This is a genomic window from Streptosporangium amethystogenes subsp. fukuiense (genome assembly GCF_042665875.1).
GTDB classification, from domain to species: Bacteria; Actinomycetota; Actinomycetes; order Streptosporangiales; family Streptosporangiaceae; genus Streptosporangium; species Streptosporangium fukuiense.
The window spans coordinates 1,931,171-1,948,399 of sequence record NZ_JBHTEE010000001.1 but is presented as its reverse complement, the minus strand read 5'-3'; the positions used below and the strand labels follow the sequence as shown (position 1 = coordinate 1,948,399).

The window sequence follows — 17,229 nt, the reverse complement described above, 5'->3', positions numbered from 1 at the left end:
CCCCAGGGAGTGGACGCGACCGACAGCCACCGTCTGGCTCAGCGCACCGACCCAACTGGGGGCAGACAAGATAAGCACCAAAGAGGCACGGTGCAGGTCAGAGGCCCTGTGAGCGTGTGAAGAACAACCTGCATGGGCTGGCCAAGGGCATCGGCGGCAGACAACCCGTTTGTGAGAGTCGACGTGTGGGGTGTCGAACCGCGGCACGGTGTCGGGGGTTGAGCAGCAACCGAACCGTCAGTGGCGTTAGCGAGTCCTCGAAGCGCGCGTTACCGCCACTGACGGTTCGGATGCGGGTCGCCGCTGGTGGGTTGGGTGTCGGCAATAGACGATTTCCCGACAGGCACTCAACCAGCGCCGCGAACCTTCCGGAAAATCGGACATTGACGGACGAAATATGACGCCGGACGGCCGGTTTGGGGCCGGAATTGACGACAGTATTTTCCGAACGGTTCGCTACCGCCACTGACGGTTCGGTTGCTGCTCAACCCCCGAGGCCGATGGTCAGATCGCAGATCCATGGTGAAGGCACCTACCGCTGTCTGCGATCAGTGAGACCTTCTTCAGCAAAGCACTGTGGCAGGCGGACATGATGCACATGGTGGCCCGTGATGTTCAGCCCCCAGGCGACGGCCACGGTGCGCTCTTGATGGTGCTGACGGCGAAAGGCCAGCATCAGCGGCCAGCCGGGCGGTTATCTCCTCAGCCGTCTTGGCCACCTGCGGTAAGAGCGTCAGCGGCCACCAGCCCACTCCGTTAAGCGCTAGAGCCCAGGTAGATCGGTTTCTTTAGGTCTAAAGGAACCGATCTACCTGGGGCGGCTTCTCGCAGTGGTTAGAGGCGCCCAAGGAACGGCAGGTTCGCCGCATCGACACCGGACACGATGAGGATGATCACCAGGATCGTGATCGCCCCGTTGCGGAGATGCACTCCCCAGCTCTCGGGGATCGCGAGGGACGCGACACACTGCTGCGGGTTGACGTTCATGTTGCTCTCCTAGCCTTTGATGGACATGGTTCACGCCCACCGGACTTGGATTGCACCGTGTACGCCCGCTAGATACTCTGCTGGAGGAAACGAAGCAGGTACTTAGCGCTTGGACTCGGTGACGGTCCGGTGGTGCCTCTTGAGGGGCTCGAAACCGCTGAAGACGGTCTCGGGCCCCTCCTATCGTCTGCCTGCTTTTGGCCAGCGATCACTCGCATGCCAAAGCAAACAAACACAACATGTGGGTATCGCGCGCCGCGCGAGTACCAGATGTTGTGGTCCTCACGGTAGGAGGGTCGGAGTATGAACGCAAGTTGAAACGACCTTGCCACACGAAGTCGCTGATCAGGCCATATAACTCGGCGTGTCGCCTTGACACGTTATCGCCGGGGCAACCTTTAGCGTCACCCTGGCCGATTCGGGAAAAGCCGGAAGTTCAATACGAAATCGCCACTTTTTGGCTCGTCCCCCTCGGAGCCTGCGGGCCGATGGCGCAGTCGACTGTCCAGTCCGTCGACCGAGCGCAGCGAGGGAGCGGACTTGACCGGCGGCAAGCATCGGCCATCCTGAAAAGCGAGGGGCGAGACCCCTCAAAGGCCGTGTCCCCGGCGGCGACTGCTGGGCGAGCTCCGTGGAGAACTCGGCGGCCGGTAGGCAGGGCCCGGCTTCACCGGACGCTGCTGCGCCTGATCCTGCTCGACCTGCTCGCGGCGGGCCTTGGCCAGCACGGGCGCGGCCGGATCACGACGGGCCTGCTCCTGGCCGTGTTGTAGCGCCGGGGCGAGCTGGTCGCGGTAGGCGCACTCGGCCATCAGCGCAGTCAGGATCCCGCTGGCGTGACGATGCTGATTGGTCAAGTCGGAACCACGCCCGGCGAAGGACAAGCGGGCGGCCTGGACGCGTCGCCGGTCGGCGAAGCCAGGCATGGCCTGTTCCACGCGGGCGGCGATCTCCCTCTTGGCCGTGATGGTGAACGAGGTCGAGCCGGTCAGAATCCGCAGCCGCTGTTGCAGGTCGGTCGCGTTTGCGCAGGAGGGGGAGATGCTCAGCGCGGTGCGGAGCGCGACCTGCTCGGCCCGGCCGCCGACCTCGACGCCGCGAGCGGCGTACTCCAGCTGTTGTCTCGCCTGCAGCAGCTGCTCCTGGAGGCGGGAGCGTTCGCGGCTGGGCAGCCAGCCGCGCATCCCGCGCTGCGCCTCCACCAGCCGCGCCTCCAGCCAGGTCACCTGACGCTGGGCTGCGCGCCGCGCGTCGTGGGCATTGTGGTGGCGCTGCCCGGCGTGCTCCAGGTCGCGTAGTGCCAGGGTGAGGCGGTCGCGCTCGTCGACAAGCTCGCCGCGCACCTGGATGCGGATAGCGGCCACCTGCTCGGCCTGGACCCGCTCGCGCCGTTCCTCGGCGGCGACCTGCTCGGCCAGACCGGCCACCTTCGCACTCATGCTGGCGATGCGGACCTGCAGATCCTCGTCACTGAGCAGGCCATGCGGGCGGTCGAGGCGAGTGACCTCGTTCAGCGCCACACGGGCGGCCACCACCCGGGCCGCCTCGGCTTCGATGGCCTCCAGTTCGCGGGCCCGCACCGCGGCGATCGGCTCGGGCTCGGGAGTGAGGAGCCGATCAGCGCGATCACCCTGCAGGGTCGCGGCGTAGGCGTCCAGAGCGCGGTGCAGTTCCTCAGCCGGGTTGCGCGGCTCGCCGTGCTGGGCGCGGTCTGCGTCGGACTCCAGCACGTTGCGCGGCAGGTACAGGTGGACGCTGATGCGGTCGCGGCTCATCGCCGCGTACAGGGTGTGCGGGTCCAGTCCCATGCCGTAGATGAGGGTGTGCTGGCTGGTCAGGCCTTGGGCGGCGGCCACCGTCATCGCGGTCCCATGGCTCAGGCCGCCGGCGGCGATGTAGGCCGGACTCACTCGTTCGACGACCAGGGCCGGGCCATCGGCGCCGAGTCGGCGCCACTGCACGCTGACCGAGCGGTCGGGGTGGATCTCGGTGATGATGCCGCGGTAGCCGTTGAGGACGTCCGCGCGCCGCCCCCGGCTGCGGCGGGAGCGGTAGTCGTTGGCCCGCACCCGGACGTGGTCGCCGACCGCGAGCGCCACGGTGCGCCCGCCCGGCAGCCGATACAGCACCTCCGGGCCCGACAGCTCCCCGTTCTCGCGGCGGATCGCGCGGGCGGCAGCGTTGAGACGTTCTGCTTCAGCGTTCGTTCCGGCCAGCACCAGTACGGCGGCGAGCTCGTCGTGCACGTCGTCGCGATAGCCGGTGCGCAAGGTGGCCCAGTCGGCCAGCAGCGCGCCCAGGGTGTCGGTCGCATCGCGTCCGGCGTGTACCCCGCCGCCGCGACTCCAGGTGAGCAACGCCTCGGCCCGGTCCCCGCCACGCCACTGCACCAGCGCTTGGCGTTCGATCGGGTCGCGCTGGCGCCGGTTCTCCTCCAAGACCAGGCCGCCCGTTTGTCGGTGGATCGCGGCGAAGGTACCGCCGACGCCGATCGCGCGCAGCTGCAACGGATCCCCGATCGCCACCACCTTCGTGCCGGTGCGCCGCGCTTCGCCCAGCAGGGCAGCCAGGTCGCGGTCGTCGACCATCGCGGCCTCGTCGATGACCAGGACGTCGACGCCGTCCAGACCGCTCCCCTCCGGGTCGGTGATGTGGTGGATCCAGGTGGCGATGGTGTGCGCGCCGATGCCGGATTCAGCGGTCAGGTTCGCGGCCGCCACGGCGGCGGTCGCGGCGCCGGCCACCACCAGGCCGCGACTCTCCCACCCCGCACGGGCGGCGGCCATCAGCATGGTTTTGCCCGCCCCAGGGACCCCGATCAGCGCCTCGACGCCGTGCCCGTCGGCCAGCAGGCGGTGCAGGGCGGCGCGCTGGGCGGTGGAGAAGGTGAGGTCGTAGGCGACCTCGAAGGCCTCCCGCGACAGCGCGACCGCCGCGGTGTCCAGGACGGCGGCGCCTTCGTCGTAGCGCTGACGGGTGAGGCGCAGCACCTGCCGTTCGGCCCGCAGGATGTCGGTGGAGGTGTAGCGGGCGGAGTTGACCAAGTGCTGCGCTCCGACATCGGGCAGGCGCACGGCCGGCTCGCAGGCCAGCACCGCATCCGTCAGCGCCTCGGCATCGGCGCGGTCGGCGATGCCATCGGGGCAGGCATCGGCCACCGCGGCGAACACATCGGCGCGGGTGACGACCTTGGTATGGGAGGTCAGGCCGCCATCGGCGCGCCAGATCCACGCGGCGATCTGTTGTGCGCTGGGACGCTGGGGAAGGCCTTCGCCCGGGTGCAGACATCCCACCATCACCGCGGCGGCGTCGACGCCGTCGGCGGCGCATTGGGCATGCCAGTTCGCCGACAGATCCCCGGCCGCGACAGCATCGTGCTTGGGCTGGCGGCTGGTCGCGCTGGCCACCCGGCGGGCGTGCTGGTGAGCCTCCTCATAGGCGATGCCGCGCTCGGCCAGCAACGCCTTCACCTGAGTGTCGCGCTTGGAGAACCTGCCGCGCAGCCTCTCATCGACGCCGACGATTTCCCACGCCCCGGTGTGCGCGTCACGCTCCCAGCGCACCCCGAATGTCTCGGTCAGCCGCCGTCGCAGGCGCGCTTTGAGGAACGCATCAGCAGCGTGTGCGTGGCGAAACAGGTCCCGGCCGCCGGCGGCCACCGCCGACCACCTCCTATCCACACCGCGCACCATATTGGCGATCAACACGTGAGCGTGCAGATGGGGATCCGGCGCCTGACCGTCGACCGGGCGCGCGGTTTGGTGCCACATGACCCAGCCCAGCAGGCCGCTGGAGGCGATGCGCTCGGCGAGCTCGTCATCGCCCTGGTGACCACGTTGGCCGTAGGCGACCCACTCCTGCACCGCGGCAATGGTCTCGACGACACTGTCGGCGAACACCGTCTCGACCGCCACACCGACCTCGGGGCCCGACAGAGCGTGCAGCAGGCTGACACTTTTGCTGACGTCCAAGGTGAGGTCGTATCCGCGGTTGCCGACGCGCACCCGCACCTCGCGCCAGCGCCGCACCTCGGCCAGCTGCTCGGCGTCTTAGATGGCGGCGAGATCCAGGCCGGCCGCCTTCGCGAGTTTACGCGCGTCCTCGTACGCCAGCACATACGCCTCGCCCTTGCGCTGCACGCCGCGCTCCAGCCGGGCCGCGCGTTTGGCCATCTTGGCGTTGTCGACCAGCAACGCCCCCACATTGCGCAGTCCGTGGTCGTGCGCGCTCTTCTCCAACGCCTGCAGCAATGGCACGCCGGCGAGCATGGCGCGCGGATCGACGGCCTTCTTCGCCGCAACGAGGATCTCACCGCTTCGCGGGTCGACGCCGTCCATGATGGCTCGTGCGGCCTCGTGGTCTGCGGGCCTCAGCGTGCTGCCCGGGACGATGCCGACGTCGCGCAGGCCCTCGCCGATCCACATCAAGCCGCGCTCATCGGCCAGCCGGTAGGCCAGCTGCGCGTCGCCCCGGTGCTCGACGGAGGGCTCGGCGGAGGCCTCGATGTGAGGCTTGGATCGGCATCCGGCGCCCTCTTGCAGGCGGTAGTCGACCTGCGTCATGGAGGGCCCAGCACGGTCACCCACGCCACCGTCGCCTACCCCCTCACATCCGCCAAGCTCAGCGCCGGGTGTCGGGCCGAAGGCCTCCGTATCGGGAGATACCTGCGTCCAAGATCTTTTTCTGTGATCTTTGTTTTGTAGTGATGAGTCTGACAAATGGTTCATATGGTGTCTATGGGTTGTACTGCTGTGATGTCATTTGATTGATCGTTTAGTGATGAATTTATGATCTTGGCGATTCATTGTTGTCATGGTTGTTGTCATGGTGGGCGTCGGGGGTGGCCGCTTCGGCCGTGCTGCTCGTCGCCTCTCCTGCCCTCGGCCGTGCGGCCGCTCTGGCAGGCTGGGCTGCCGTGAGCACCGACGAGCAGCATCCGGTTCCGGCGTCACGGCGCTGGGGCGGCCTGGCCGCCACCTGGGCCGGCTACCAGGAAGTCGAGCGGTCGTTCTTCTGCCGCGTCTGCCAGCGCGCCGAGCGCGGCCTGTGGGTGCCGGCGGGCTGGTATTTACTCGAGCGCGCGCCCGGTGGTAAAGGCCGTCACATCCGGCTGGGCCTGTATTGCAGCGTCGCCTGCCTGGTACGCGCGGGGGAGATGCTGGAGGCCGGCGCCGCCGAGCACGCGGCCCGGATGGATCTGCCCACCGAGGAAGACCGGCGCCGCGAACGCGCCCGCATCATCGAGATCGCCCAGACGTTGCTCTCAGGCGGGCTGACGATCCGCCAGGCCGCCGAGAACCTGAAGGTGGAGACCTTCACCCTGAAGACGTGGCTGAAGGAAGCCGGCATCCAGATCAGCCCGGCCCCGTCCCTGTCCGCGCCGGTGACGGCGAAGACGAAGACGACGGCGACAGGGGCATCGGGACCGTCGAGCGGAACGGATCCGGGCGAGCGTCATCCAGTGAGTGTGCTGAACGAGCAGACCCAGCGGGGTCGTATCGAGGCGGTCACCTGGACGGTGAACTCGACCGGCCCCTCGCATGCGCCGGACTTCACCGCGGCCGCCGCCACTCGCCTGCTCGCCACCGGCACGCCGGTCCGTGGCCAGGGGAGCGGAGCGAGTAAGGCGGCTGCCCGGGCGGCGGCCGCGGCCGCACTACTGGCCCGCCTCGACGCACTGTGACGGTGCCGGCAGCGGGCGCGGGTCGTGGTCAGAACTCATCGTCGTCGAGCTGGCGGCGTAGCTGCTCGCGTTCGGCTCGGACTGGGTTTTGGCGGTAGGGGTTGAGGGCCGCGTTCGGTGCGGGCGTTCATCTAACGGTCGGAGAACGTCGTCCCCGGCCGCCTGTACGAGATCCGCGACGTCGATCGCGTGACCTTTCTCCGCCGGGGGAGTGAGCGGCCAGGAGCTGCTCGACGCCCCCAGGCTCAGCTGGACGGCTACCTTGAGGAGGATCCGGCGTGTTCGAACATCGCGATGGTCGACGTGGCCGTGCTCATCCAGCGCCACTCGGTGTAGACCCGCCGTCACGAGCGAACTCCAGAACCTCGTCGCGCAGACCCTCCAGGACCTCGAAGTTGTGCCGCATGACGTCGAGGTCGTAGGTGTGGCTCACCTTCAGCCGGGCGATCCGATCCAGCACCTCCCCGTCTGTCAGCTGGGACAGCCAGGCCGTGATCTGACGGACGCTCGGGGAGCCGTCCACCTGACCGATCGTGTCGACGAGATCGACCCGGGCCGACGCCGCGCCCAAGCGTTGCTTGTGGCGCTCTGCGGCCGAAGTCGTCGACCCCGCCGACATCGCCCGACGCTCGTCCTCGTGCCCGACGGCGATTTCGTAGCGCGTCGGGAGCGCCGGCTCGGGTGGCTCCATGCTGCCCGTCACGAGGCGCGGCACCGCCCGGGTGCGGACCCAGTGGGAGATCTCGTCGAGCTCCTGCATCAGCACCGGCCACCGATCCGTGCCCGGCCGGTTGATCCCGACCGTCGGGAACAATGTCGTGGGGACCTGGGTGCCCATCGGGGTCTGGGCGATGACGTCGCCGACGCGCAGCGGCTCCTCGGGGCGCGGCGGGAGGTCACGGATCGAGCGAGGCCTCTGGTCTTCCTGGTACATGGCGGCTATGCGGACAGCCGTGATCGCCGGCGTCCTGTGCTTCGCATGGTTCGTGTGGAGGACCAGCCGGGCCAGAGGGTGCATATGAGGATCGCTCCGACGCTGGAAGGGCTGCAGGCCGTCGATCCGCCGCACGAGCTCGCTGCCAGCCCGCAATGACGGCGGGCCCTGCTTCGCGCGCCTCTTCTTCCACTCCTCGAACTTCTCGTAGGTGTCCGACGCGGGCATCTCGACGAGCCTGGCCGCCTTCTCGTCCAGCGGTGAGCCGTTCAGGAACTCGACCTCGGCGAACAGTGCGTGCTCGAGGGCAGCCCGCAGCGCCACCAGCGCGTCGGCCACGAGCAGTGGGATCTTGCGGGGGATTGGAGCCACGCGTTCGACGACGGACTGACTGAACGGGCCCGCTGGCACCTCCGCCAGGCCGAAGACACCGTCGGGCTGGGTCTGGTAGTCGAAGAGCAGGTTGGCGACTTGCCCGATCAGCTCGTCCGAGTGCGACAGCGTCGCGGCGACGCCGAGGTGGCGATCAGGGAGCCAGTGGTGCATCACGTCCTTCACGACGGGATTTTATGCGGCTGCGCGGCGCGCGCTCCTCCGCTCCTCGATCTTCCGGAGCCCATGGGCGGAGGACCCCGATTGACCGGAGTAGGGGTGCCGTTAAGGAACGTGTCACCAGCCGCCAACGAGAGAGAAGGTACAGGTCAGCGGCCTGCATCGGGGAGTTGCGGTGAGGTCGATGAGCCGAAGCCTCTAGGCGCCTTCGGCATCGCCGAGCGCAGTATGGCAACGCGAACCCAGCGAGCCAGAGCAGCGTCTATACCGCCGTGACGATCATCGCCGGTGATCGGTGAACTGAGGAGGCCAAGATGAACTATGTCGAGGACAGGGGAGAGGACGGGCACCCGCTGTGCTCTCGGTGCGACGCGAGCAGGATGGTCCCGATCATGTACGGATACCCGACCTTCAACGAAGAGCTGGAACAGGCTCTGCAGGCCGGGCTGTTCGTTCTCGGCGGCTGCACTCTTCGCCCGGAAAGGTGGGCGTGCCTGACGTGCCGCACCAGATACCGCGAGCTGCCGGAGCCGTGCTGGCGGTGGGGGGAAATCATCCAGGGGGTTCCCATGGAGATCGGCATCCTGCGCGACGGCGAGCCCGCACGCGCGGCGGTGACCGTCCGCAGGCATAAGCCGTGGACGCTGGCCTTCCAGATTGACGAGATCGGTGTCCTCGACTACTTCGACCAGCCACAGATCATCGCTCAGGGCGACGACTTGTTCGGGGCCCTTCAACAGCTGTGTCGGGCGGCGGCCCGGCTGAAGGTCCGCCTGCTGGTGAACGGGGCCCGCCGGGACGCCTATCGCTGCCAGGTCGACGGCCCGGACACCGAGCACCTCGTGTCCTTCCGCCAACCGGGCAGACCCGCCTCGCTCGCCGACACCGGCGCGATCTTCGATCCGGCTGACGCCTCGCTCATCGGCACCCCGGACGAGCAGGACCGTATCCACGCCGGCCGATGACGAGGCAGGGCGGAGCCTCTCCTCGGCTCCGAGAGCTGGCTCGCCGCCGCGCGAGCCGGTGATCCTCCCAGCTCAGTCCCCGCTCACGGAACGAGGAATGTCGGTGCTGCCCGAAATGATGAATCTATGAATGACGCACCCCCCTTCAACCGCTTTGAGGACCAGGCCGTCTACGCCGCCGCCGTACAGCTGGCCTGGCTTTGTAGGTGAGATCCGGAGCCACATGTTCGCGAGCGGAGAGCCATCTCGGCTGGAGCGTGGTCTCGTGTCGATGAGATTGGGAGCCACCTCGCCGAGGGTGTTCGGCGGCACCAGACCTGCGCCTCTCCTCGTTGACTCGTTGCCGCGGCCGGAGCGGAGCGGCAGGTCTCCGGCTCGCCGGTCATGGTCCATCGGGTCACGTCGAGCACGTCGGCCTCGACCACGTCCGCCGACCGCTGGCGGGCAGTAGTGGCCGGCTCCCAATCTCGCCGACATTTCTGAGCGAGGAAGATCGCCAAGTGGCCCTCGAAGTCGTCGACATCTGGCTCTCGAAGCCAGTGACGTAGCCACTGGCCGTTGACGCCGCAGCTACCTACTACGGCGCCGGCACCTCAGCGCTCGACGACGACGCCTATGACCGGCCGGTGCGTGGCATTGAGGCATACAAGGCTGAGCATCCCGGCGACATGCTGCCGGACTCGCCCACCGGTGGTGGAGCGAGCAAGGACAACCGGGGCGCGAGGGGTTCGGGCTGACCGTCACCGCCGACGGCCGCCAGCAGGTGTGGCTGGGCGAGCCGTCGGCGCCCGTGCCGCAGGCCGTGGCCGTGCGCTGAACCTCTGCGCTGATCACCGGGACGGTGTCGAGTGGGGGGCAGACCAAGTAAGCCGGAAAGGGCTAATAGGGCTGGTCGGGCGGTAGAGGCGGAAGTCGAGATTTCGGCTGTGGATAGCCGTGCCCGGCGTGGGGCCGGATTGGTTCCCGCAGCGGTTTCACTGCGCTGACCTGGTCAGACACCGTCTCGGGAACCGGACAGAGCTGATGTTCTGTCCTGTGTGCCGACCGCTATTGCCCTTTTCCGGCTTACTTGGTCTGCCCCCACAGGAGGGTGTTCATACCCGGGAGGAATGGGAAGCGGGCAAGACCAGCGTCGGACATGTGTCGGTCAGTGCAGACCGCCGAGATGCGGGCGGCCCGCGAGTACCTCGTTGCCGCGATCGGCAACGTCGACATCCTGCTCGGCGTCCTCCTCCCGAACGTGTCCCCAGCCGCCAACTGGCCTTCGGGGAGGATCGGTGCGGATTTTGGCGGTAGGGATGCGAGGAGGGGCCTTTCAGCAGCTCAGAGCATCCCGTGTTGCCCGTCATACCCTGCGGAATCCGATCGATGGTGGGTCTGGTTTCCGGAGCACCGCAGGTAGTGAGCTCTACCGCTAATTTCCGTACCGATCCTCCCCGAAGGCCTGGAGGCGCCCATGCCGAACAGGACGTCGCGGCCGGACAGGTCGCCGAGGATCTGGCAGGCTTCTTCGACGTTGCGGGCGAACCGGTCGAATTTGGTGACGGTGAACACGCTGCCGGGCCAGACGGCTGCGAGGGCCTGGTCGAGTCCGTTGCGGTTTCGGCGGGTGGTGCCGGAGAAGCCGTGGTCGATGTAGATCCGGTCGGCGTGGACGCCGAGCGTGGGCTTCCCCTCGTAACGTAGAGACATCGCCTTAAGGGGGAAACGGCGATGACAGAGACACGACGGAAGTTCGATCAGGACTTCAAGGACGGTGCGGTGCGGATCGTCGAGGAGACGGGCAGGCCGATCGTGCGGGTGGCCCGGGAGATGGGTGTCAATGCGGGCACTCTGGCCAACTGGGTGAACATGGCCCGGCAGCGGCACCGGGCCGGTGACGATGGCCTGGGTGAGGACGAGCGTGCCGAGCTGATCCGGCTGCGCCGGGAGGTCGCTGAGCTGGTGATGGAGCGTGATGTGCTCAAACGCTCGGTGGCCCTCTGGGTCAAGGACGCGATGGGCCGGTGAGCCTGGCCGCTTTCATCGCCGCTCAGAGGGCCGAGCACGGTGTTTCGCACGCGGTCGCGTGCCGGGCGCTGGGGGTGTCGCAGGCCTGGTTCTACAAGTGGCGCGCGCGGGGGCTGTCGGCGCGCGGGGCGCCGGCAACGATTGGACGCCGCGGTCGCGGCGATCTTCCGCCAGAGGGACGGCAGGGACGGCTCCCCGCGCATCACCGTGCGGCTGCGCCAGGCCGGATGGCGGGTGAGTGAGAACACCGTGGCCGCCTCGATGCGACGGCAGGCCTTGGCGGCCCGCCCGAAGCGGAGGCGTAGGAACACCACCCGGCCGGGCAGGGGACGCCGGCACGCGCCTGACCGGCTGGGGCGGAACTTCACCGCGATGGCGCCGGACATGCACTGGTGCGCGGACGGCACCGAGATTCCCACCGGTGAGGGCAAGCTGTATCTGGCTGCGGTCTCGGACCTGTTTTCTCGCCGGATACTGGGTTATGCGATGAGCACCCATCATGACGCGGCGCTGGCTGTCGCGTCGCTGCAGATGGCCGTGGCCGGCCGTGGTGGCGTGGTCGGCGGCGTCGTCTTGCACTCCGATCAGGGCAGTGAGTACACCGCCGGGCACTTCCGGGCGGCGTGTGAGCGGATGGGCGTGGTGCAGTCGATGGGCCGGGTCGGCTCCGCGCTGGACAATGCCGCCGCCGAATCGCTGTTTTCCAGCCTGGAATTTGAGCTGTTTCGCATCCTGGGCCCGTTCGACACTCGTGAGCAGGCCCGCCGCATGGTCGCGGTCTGGGTCGATGACTTCAACACGATGCGGCTGCACTCGGCCAACGGGATGTGCTGCCCGGTGGAGTACGAGCAACAGCGGGCCGCTACGCGGACCAAGAGGGAGGCGGCATGAGCCGCCACGACTTTCCAGCGAGCACCGCATCTGGCTGGGGGGCGTCGCGCAGCGTCCGGGGCCGCCTATTCCGGCCTCAAGGGTCGCCGGCGCGATCGCTGCGCGACGGCCTTCGGCCGCCCTTGCCCCCGGAGACCTCTGCGGCCCTGGGGGGCAGGAGCGCGGGCAGGCCGGGGCCTGCCCCGGCGAGGGCGCGCGGCGCACTGGCAAGATCCTAAAAACGCAAGATCACCACAGGGGATTGCCAACTGTCGAGCTTTCCATAATGGCGTGAAACTGATCGCCCCATCACCGCTTCCCCGCGACAAAACCGCCGGTTGCCGCACAATTCCGCGAGCTGGTCACGACTGCCAACTTGGGTTCTAAAAAAAGGCGGCGACATCGGTGTCACGTGGTCGAGGGTTCGGCTGCGTGACGCCAACGGAGCAGGTGGTGCCGGGGCTTATCGCTGGGCGTCTTGGAGAACTCCTTAACGAAGTAGATCGGCGGGGGTAGACGTGCGCGGCGAGATGGGTATCGAACAGATCCGATTTGCTTCTTCCTTCAGCGTCGAGCGCGGCTGCAGGTCTCGCACTCCACCGGAGGTCTGCCTCTGCCCGAATAAGTCAAGGGCTGTCGGCAGACGCGGCAGAGGCGTTCGGCGCCCTGGGCAGGTGAGGCGTCACTGCGGCCGGGAGTGAAGACCGGCAGGGAATGGACATGCAGCCGACCGGCGGGAAGCTCTTGCCGGGCGAGGTCGATCAGATGGGGATGATGGGTGAACACGATCATCTGGAAGCGGTCGGCCATCTCGTTCAAAATCGCCAGGGCCGCGCGGGTGCGGTGGTCGTCGAAGGTGATGAAGATGTCGTCGACGGTGAAGGGGAGTGTGCGGTCCTCTTCGGCGTAGCGCTCCAGGGAGGCCAGACGCAGGGCGAGGTAGAGCTGATCGGTGGTGCCTTCGCTGAGCTGGTTGACGCTCAGCAGTTCTGATGCTCGGCGGGCCAGCACCAGGGGAGCGTCGTGTTCGTGGTCGAGTTCCAGGCCGGAGAACCGCCCCAAGGTCAGGCGGGTGAATAGGTCGCTTGCCCGCAGCAGGATCGGATCCTGCTGCGCTTGTAGGTAGTCCTCCATGCATCGCGCGACGATGGTGCGGGCGACCTGCAGGCGCAGGTATTCCTCGCTCTCCTCTATCAAGGCCGCCACAGAGATCTCCGCTTCGGCCGCTGCCCGGGCGGCCGCGGGCGATCCGTCAAGCTGTGCCAGCTCGGTTTTCTTGCTGCCGGTGAGCTCGGCTTGGTTGGTTCGTTGCCTGTCGAGGTCGGTGATGCGGTCGGTGAGTTCGGCCAGCTGGGCTTCGAGCCGGCTGCCGTCGGCGTTGGCGGCCTCGCTGATGAGGGCATCGAGCTTGTCGCCTCTGGCGGGGATCGCCTGGATCACCTCTTCGAGGCTGGCGCTGAGAAGGGTATGGCGTTGCCGTCGCCGCACGGCCTCGGCAAGGGCGCTTGGGTCGTCCACCTTCGATGCTCGTGCCAGGGCAGCCAGCTCGGCCGCCAGTCGCTGGCTGGTTTGATGGAAACCCGCGACAGCGCTGAGAAGTTCGTCGTGCGTGCTGCGCAGGATGGCGTGTTGTTCGAAACGCGAGCGGTTGGCCTTGGCCTCGTCGTAGAGGGCGGCGACGAGCTGATCACGCTCGGGGGGGTTGTCGGGGAAGCGGCGGCCACACGCGGCGGCGGTCGTCTGCAGCAGGGTGTGGAAACGCTCGATCACAGCGGTGGCATGTTGCGACTCCTGTTCGCTGGTGAGAGCCTCAGTCATCAAGGCCGCGACCCTGTGGAGCCGTTCCAGGTCGGCCAGTGCGTCAGCGGTGTCGTGGTCGGCGGGCAGATCGACGCGGGTAAGCCAGGTGTCCATGCGGCCTGCCAGTCGGCCAGGTCATGCTCCTGCTCGGCGATCTGAGTCTCGACGGCGGCGAGTTCGGCCTGCGCCGAGGCCAGACGTTCCTGCATCGTGTTGCGCTCCCCGGCGGCCTTTTCCTGCAGGCTCAGCCGGGCTGCGGCGATCTCGCGGAGCTCGGGCAGTTCGACCAGGGCGTTGTGCGTGCCCAGCAAGGTCGAGCCGTGCGGTTCACGCAGCCCTTCCCGTAGCCGCTCGATGTGCTGGTGAGCCTGCCCAGTGAAGGAGGCGAGCCTAGCTTGCACCATGCTCAGTTCGCTGAGGGCTTCTCGGAGTCTTCTGACGTCGTCGAGGGTGATCAGGGCCGCGGCAGGCAGGGGGAGGGGACCGGGGAAGTCCTGCCACAGGCCGATCCATTCGGTTTCCAGTTTCTCGGCGTGCCGCTGAAGATCGGCTCGCTCTTCGTCCAATTCGCTCAGCTCGCGCTCATCGCTACCGATCTGGAGTTCCATTCGGTAGCGCTCGGCGATCCGGTGGGCGTCTTTGCGCATCTGGTCGGCAAGCCGGTCGGCGTGCACGATCGCCTGCTCGAAGTCCGCGAAACGGTCCAATTGACCGACGTTGATCTCCTGCCAGAGGGCGTCGCGCAGGGATCGAACACCGAGGAGGTCGTCCTCGCTGGGCGGTGGATCGTTGTTCAGTAGGGTCGCCAGGTTCAGCCGGTTGGCCGCCAGCTGCTTGGTGACGCTTTTGGTGCGTTTGGTCAGATCGCCGCGTTCATGCTTGAGGTCGCTCAGGGCAGCGATGTGTGCCTCGACCTGGGCGCGGGAGGGTACGGTGACGGCTGTCACCTCTTGTACGGTCAGCGGTTGCAGCCGCAGGTCATGCAGGATGTGCTCGGCGCTGCTTCGGATGCGTTGTGCGTCTTCGTCGATGCCGGCTATCTGGCCGAGCAGGTCGTGGGGGATGGCGTCGAGGATGGCCCGAAGCGGCCCGATGTCTTCGGCCACGGGAAGTTCGCTGAGCAGTTTGTCGGCGTCTTCGAGAGCGCGGCGTCGCTGCTCAAGCGCTTTGCGGCTCTGTTTCAGTGCGGCGTCTGCCTTGGTGCGTTCTTCCTGGAGTTCCGCGGCGCGGCTGCGCAGAGAAGCAGGCACGGTGTAGCGGGTGGTCTCGGTGAGCTGGGCGCCGGGGTAGACCTGCTGGAGCAAGGCTTGGGCTTCGGTACGTAGTTTGGTCGCCATACCGGCGAATTTGGCCAGCCGTTGGACGGCTTCCGCCGCAGCTTTACGATCTTGGAAGAGGTTTTCGATCGCGTCTTCGGCGCCGAGAAGGTCGTCGTCGACGATCAGCTCATCCAGCAAGACCGAGGCGCGCTCCGCGCTCGGGATGCGCACCATCATCGATGACTCCACCTTCCATGATCACCTGAAGCTGATGAGCCGATTCGTCCGGCTGGCCGGCTACGACGGCCTCCTGGTCTGCCTGGACGAGATGGTCAACCTCTACAAATTGGGCTCCACCCAGGCACGCAACGCCAACTACGAGCAGATCCTGCGCATCCTCAACGACACCCTCCAAGGCAGCGCCGCCCACCTCGGCTTCGTCTTCGGTGGCACCCCGGAATTCCTCGCCGACAACCGCCGCGGCCTCTACAGCTATGCCGCCCTGCAGTCACGGCTGGCCGAGAACACCTTCGCCTCCGGCGGCCTGGTCGACCGACCCCGCGGAATCCTGCTGATCACCCCAGAATCCCTGGAGGCACTGTTCGTCCTGCGCGGCTGGAAGATGGGCGACCTCACCGCCGCGCTGCGCTACATCGTCATCGACGAGCTGCACTCCTTCATCGGAACCGAGCGCGGCGCTCAACTGCAGTCGCTCATGCACCGACTGGACCTGGCCGCGCGCCGCCACGTTCCTCGCATCGGCCTGTCGGCGCCCCTCGGGGACATGAGCCAAGCCGCCGACTTCCTGCGCCCGGGAGCGGGGGAGCGGGTCACCTCGATTGGCCTCCCCGACGCCGCAGACCTGGCGAGCCTGATCCCCGACAAGAGGATCGACAAGTACGACGACGTCATCGGCGAGAGCCTGCTGACCCGCTCTTATGCCGCCCGCAAACTCGACGTCCCCGGCACCGAACAGGCGATCACCACCCTCGCCGACCAGACCGCTCCCGTACAGGCCGCGCAGACCAAACCTCCTGTCGTCGCAGCCGCGGCGTCGCGTCGGTACCGGCTGGGATCCCTTCCCTACGCCGTCGTCGACGTCGAGACCACCTCAACCGACGCCCGCAAGGCCCGCATCGTCGAGATCGCGATCATCCGCCTGCACCCTGACGGCAGTGACGACCGCCTCTACTCCACGATCGTGGACTCCGGAACGGGCCCCGGTCCCACGCACATCCACGGTCTTACCATCGGGGATCTGGTAGGAGCCCCGCGTTTCGCGGAGATCGTCGGCGACATCGCGGCCATGCTCGACGGCGCGGTGATCGTCGCCCACAACGCCCGCCACGACACCGAAGTACTCAGCGCCGAGTTCGCCCGCCTCGGAGCCGCACCTGACGACCTGCTGTCCCTGTGCACCCTGGCCCTGTCACGCCGCTTCGGCCCTCCACTGACCTCCCACCGACTCACCGACTGCGCCGCTGCCGAGGGAATCGACTCCGGCCTGGCACACAGCGCCGAAAGCGACGCACGTACCTGCGCCCACTTGCTGCGCCTGTACCTCGAGCGCGCGAAAGCTCAAGACCTGCGCTGGTTCCATCAGATCGGCACCGTCGGTAATCTTCCCATTACGCCATGGGTCTCATCGCCACCTACCGGCCGCAGTCACCGCCGTCCGATGCTGGATATCACGCCCGCGCCCCATTGGTGAGATCACCGACCGGGGGAGTGGTCCACCATCGGATCCAGAGTGACGTGCCGGTCGCGAGGATCTTCAGTAGCGCTGACCTGCCCATATTCATCCGTCAAAGCGAATATTTTGCCCTGACGGCCCAAGGGAGAGGTCACCTGGGCACTGATTTCGTGGACGCCAGCCACTGTCATTGAACGGCCAACGAAAGACACCCGACAGAGCAGTTCAAATCAGACAAATCGCTTGACCGGGCAGATCGCTCAAGATGACCATGCAAGATGACCATGATCGCAGAGCAGGTTGGCCGAGACGTGTGACCCGATCACATCCACGAAGCAGCTTTTACCGAACAGGCCGCCCGTGACAGGACAGTCCTGCGTGGCACGCACCAGCGGGACCTCTCTACCTCTTGATCATTTTGGACGATACGACAGCTTGTGGATCTTGTTCGACGAAACGCTCAAGCATGGCGATCA

Annotated in this window: 13 protein-coding genes and 1 pseudogene; 7 read left to right on the top strand and 7 right to left on the bottom strand. The window is 67.3% G+C overall.

The window, feature by feature from the left end; genetic code table 11:
* Positions 1–834: 834 nt before the first annotated feature.
* From ACFQVD_RS08270 to ACFQVD_RS08260, 3 genes are all read right to left on the bottom strand, one after another.
* A complete protein-coding gene (locus ACFQVD_RS08270) occupies positions 835–987 on the bottom strand; it encodes a hypothetical protein (protein WP_343966287.1) in 153 nt (50 codons plus the stop codon).
* A gap of 590 nt (positions 988–1,577) precedes the next feature.
* Complete coding sequence (gene mobF / locus ACFQVD_RS08265; RefSeq protein WP_343966285.1) at positions 1,578–5,015, bottom strand: MobF family relaxase; 3,438 nt, start codon at positions 5,013–5,015, stop codon at positions 1,578–1,580.
* Positions 5,016–5,036: 21 nt separating this feature from the next.
* Complete coding sequence (locus ACFQVD_RS08260) at positions 5,037–5,549, bottom strand: hypothetical protein (RefSeq protein ID WP_343966283.1); 513 nt, start codon at positions 5,547–5,549, stop codon at positions 5,037–5,039.
* A gap of 353 nt (positions 5,550–5,902) precedes the next feature.
* Here ACFQVD_RS08260 and ACFQVD_RS08255 point away from each other — a divergent pair, with 353 nt between their 5' ends.
* Both ACFQVD_RS08255 and ACFQVD_RS08250 read left to right on the top strand, forming a co-directional pair.
* Positions 5,903–6,670 carry a putative dsRNA-binding protein gene (locus tag ACFQVD_RS08255; protein WP_343966281.1) on the top strand — a complete coding sequence of 256 codons (768 nt, stop codon included), beginning with the start codon at positions 5,903–5,905 and terminating at the stop codon, positions 6,668–6,670.
* A 189-nt stretch (positions 6,671–6,859) separates the two neighbouring features.
* The gene (locus ACFQVD_RS08250; RefSeq protein ID WP_343966279.1) at positions 6,860–7,006 is read left to right on the top strand and encodes a hypothetical protein; all 147 of its coding nucleotides are present in this window, start codon (positions 6,860–6,862) and stop codon (positions 7,004–7,006) included.
* Here ACFQVD_RS08250 and ACFQVD_RS08245 read toward each other — a convergent pair.
* Complete coding sequence (locus ACFQVD_RS08245; RefSeq protein ID WP_343966277.1) at positions 6,984–8,162, bottom strand: hypothetical protein; 1,179 nt, start codon at positions 8,160–8,162, stop codon at positions 6,984–6,986. The two genes, ACFQVD_RS08250 and ACFQVD_RS08245, sit on opposite strands and share 23 nt — an antisense overlap.
* Positions 8,163–8,470: 308 nt before the next feature.
* On the opposite strand from ACFQVD_RS08245, the gene ACFQVD_RS08240 reads away from it, so the two are divergent.
* Positions 8,471–9,121: a hypothetical protein gene (locus tag ACFQVD_RS08240; protein WP_343966275.1), complete on the top strand. Its 651-nt coding sequence runs from the start codon at positions 8,471–8,473 to the stop codon at positions 9,119–9,121.
* Between the two features lie 1,323 nt (positions 9,122–10,444).
* On the opposite strand, the gene ACFQVD_RS08235 is transcribed toward ACFQVD_RS08240, so the two are convergent.
* Positions 10,445–10,813: a recombinase family protein gene (locus ACFQVD_RS08235; protein WP_343966273.1), complete on the bottom strand. Its 369-nt coding sequence runs from the start codon at positions 10,811–10,813 to the stop codon at positions 10,445–10,447.
* Between the two features lie 21 nt (positions 10,814–10,834).
* Between ACFQVD_RS08235 and ACFQVD_RS08230 the strand changes: the two genes are divergently transcribed.
* From ACFQVD_RS08230 to ACFQVD_RS08220, 3 genes and pseudogenes are all read left to right on the top strand, one after another.
* Positions 10,835–11,131, top strand: a complete 297-nt coding sequence (locus ACFQVD_RS08230) for a transposase (protein WP_343966271.1) — start codon at positions 10,835–10,837, stop codon at positions 11,129–11,131.
* Positions 11,128–11,373 carry a transposase gene (locus ACFQVD_RS08225; protein WP_386270758.1) on the top strand — a complete coding sequence of 82 codons (246 nt, stop codon included), beginning with the start codon at positions 11,128–11,130 and terminating at the stop codon, positions 11,371–11,373. Before ACFQVD_RS08230 ends, ACFQVD_RS08225 begins: the two co-directional genes overlap by 4 nt.
* Positions 11,255–12,022, top strand: a pseudogene (locus ACFQVD_RS08220) (IS3 family transposase); the annotation flags it as partial. The gene ACFQVD_RS08225 and the pseudogene ACFQVD_RS08220, both read left to right, overlap by 119 nt.
* 543 nt (positions 12,023–12,565) lie before the next feature.
* Here ACFQVD_RS08220 and ACFQVD_RS08215 read toward each other — a convergent pair.
* Positions 12,566–13,915, bottom strand: a complete 1,350-nt coding sequence (locus ACFQVD_RS08215) for an ATP-binding protein (RefSeq protein ID WP_343966267.1) — start codon at positions 13,913–13,915, stop codon at positions 12,566–12,568.
* Entirely contained in the window at positions 13,819–15,297 is a 1,479-nt protein-coding gene (locus tag ACFQVD_RS08210; RefSeq protein WP_343966265.1) for a hypothetical protein, read from the bottom strand. Before ACFQVD_RS08210 ends, ACFQVD_RS08215 begins: the two co-directional genes overlap by 97 nt.
* Here ACFQVD_RS08210 and ACFQVD_RS08205 point away from each other — a divergent pair.
* Entirely contained in the window at positions 15,284–16,771 is a 1,488-nt protein-coding gene (locus ACFQVD_RS08205; RefSeq protein ID WP_343966263.1) for a BREX system ATP-binding domain-containing protein, read from the top strand. The genes ACFQVD_RS08210 and ACFQVD_RS08205 overlap by 14 nt on opposite strands.
* Positions 16,772–17,229: the final 458 nt, after the last annotated feature.

Excerpts from the sequence above, each read along its gene's own strand:
- ACFQVD_RS08270 (WP_343966287.1), bottom strand. The coding sequence starts at position 987 with ATGAACGTCAACCCGCAGCAGTGTGTCGCGTCCCTCGCGATCCCCGAG.
- ACFQVD_RS08260 (WP_343966283.1), bottom strand. The coding sequence starts at position 5,549 with ATGACGCAGGTCGACTACCGCCTGCAAGAGGGCGCCGGATGCCGATCC.
- ACFQVD_RS08240 (WP_343966275.1), top strand. The coding sequence starts at position 8,471 with ATGAACTATGTCGAGGACAGGGGAGAGGACGGGCACCCGCTGTGCTCT.
- ACFQVD_RS08235 (WP_343966273.1), bottom strand. The coding sequence starts at position 10,813 with ATGTCTCTACGTTACGAGGGGAAGCCCACGCTCGGCGTCCACGCCGAC.
- ACFQVD_RS08230 (WP_343966271.1), top strand. The coding sequence starts at position 10,835 with ATGACAGAGACACGACGGAAGTTCGATCAGGACTTCAAGGACGGTGCG.
- ACFQVD_RS08215 (WP_343966267.1), bottom strand. The coding sequence starts at position 13,915 with ATGGACACCTGGCTTACCCGCGTCGATCTGCCCGCCGACCACGACACC.
- ACFQVD_RS08205 (WP_343966263.1), top strand. The coding sequence starts at position 15,284 with ATGCGCACCATCATCGATGACTCCACCTTCCATGATCACCTGAAGCTG.
- ACFQVD_RS08210 (WP_343966265.1), bottom strand. The coding sequence starts at position 15,297 with ATGATGGTGCGCATCCCGAGCGCGGAGCGCGCCTCGGTCTTGCTGGAT.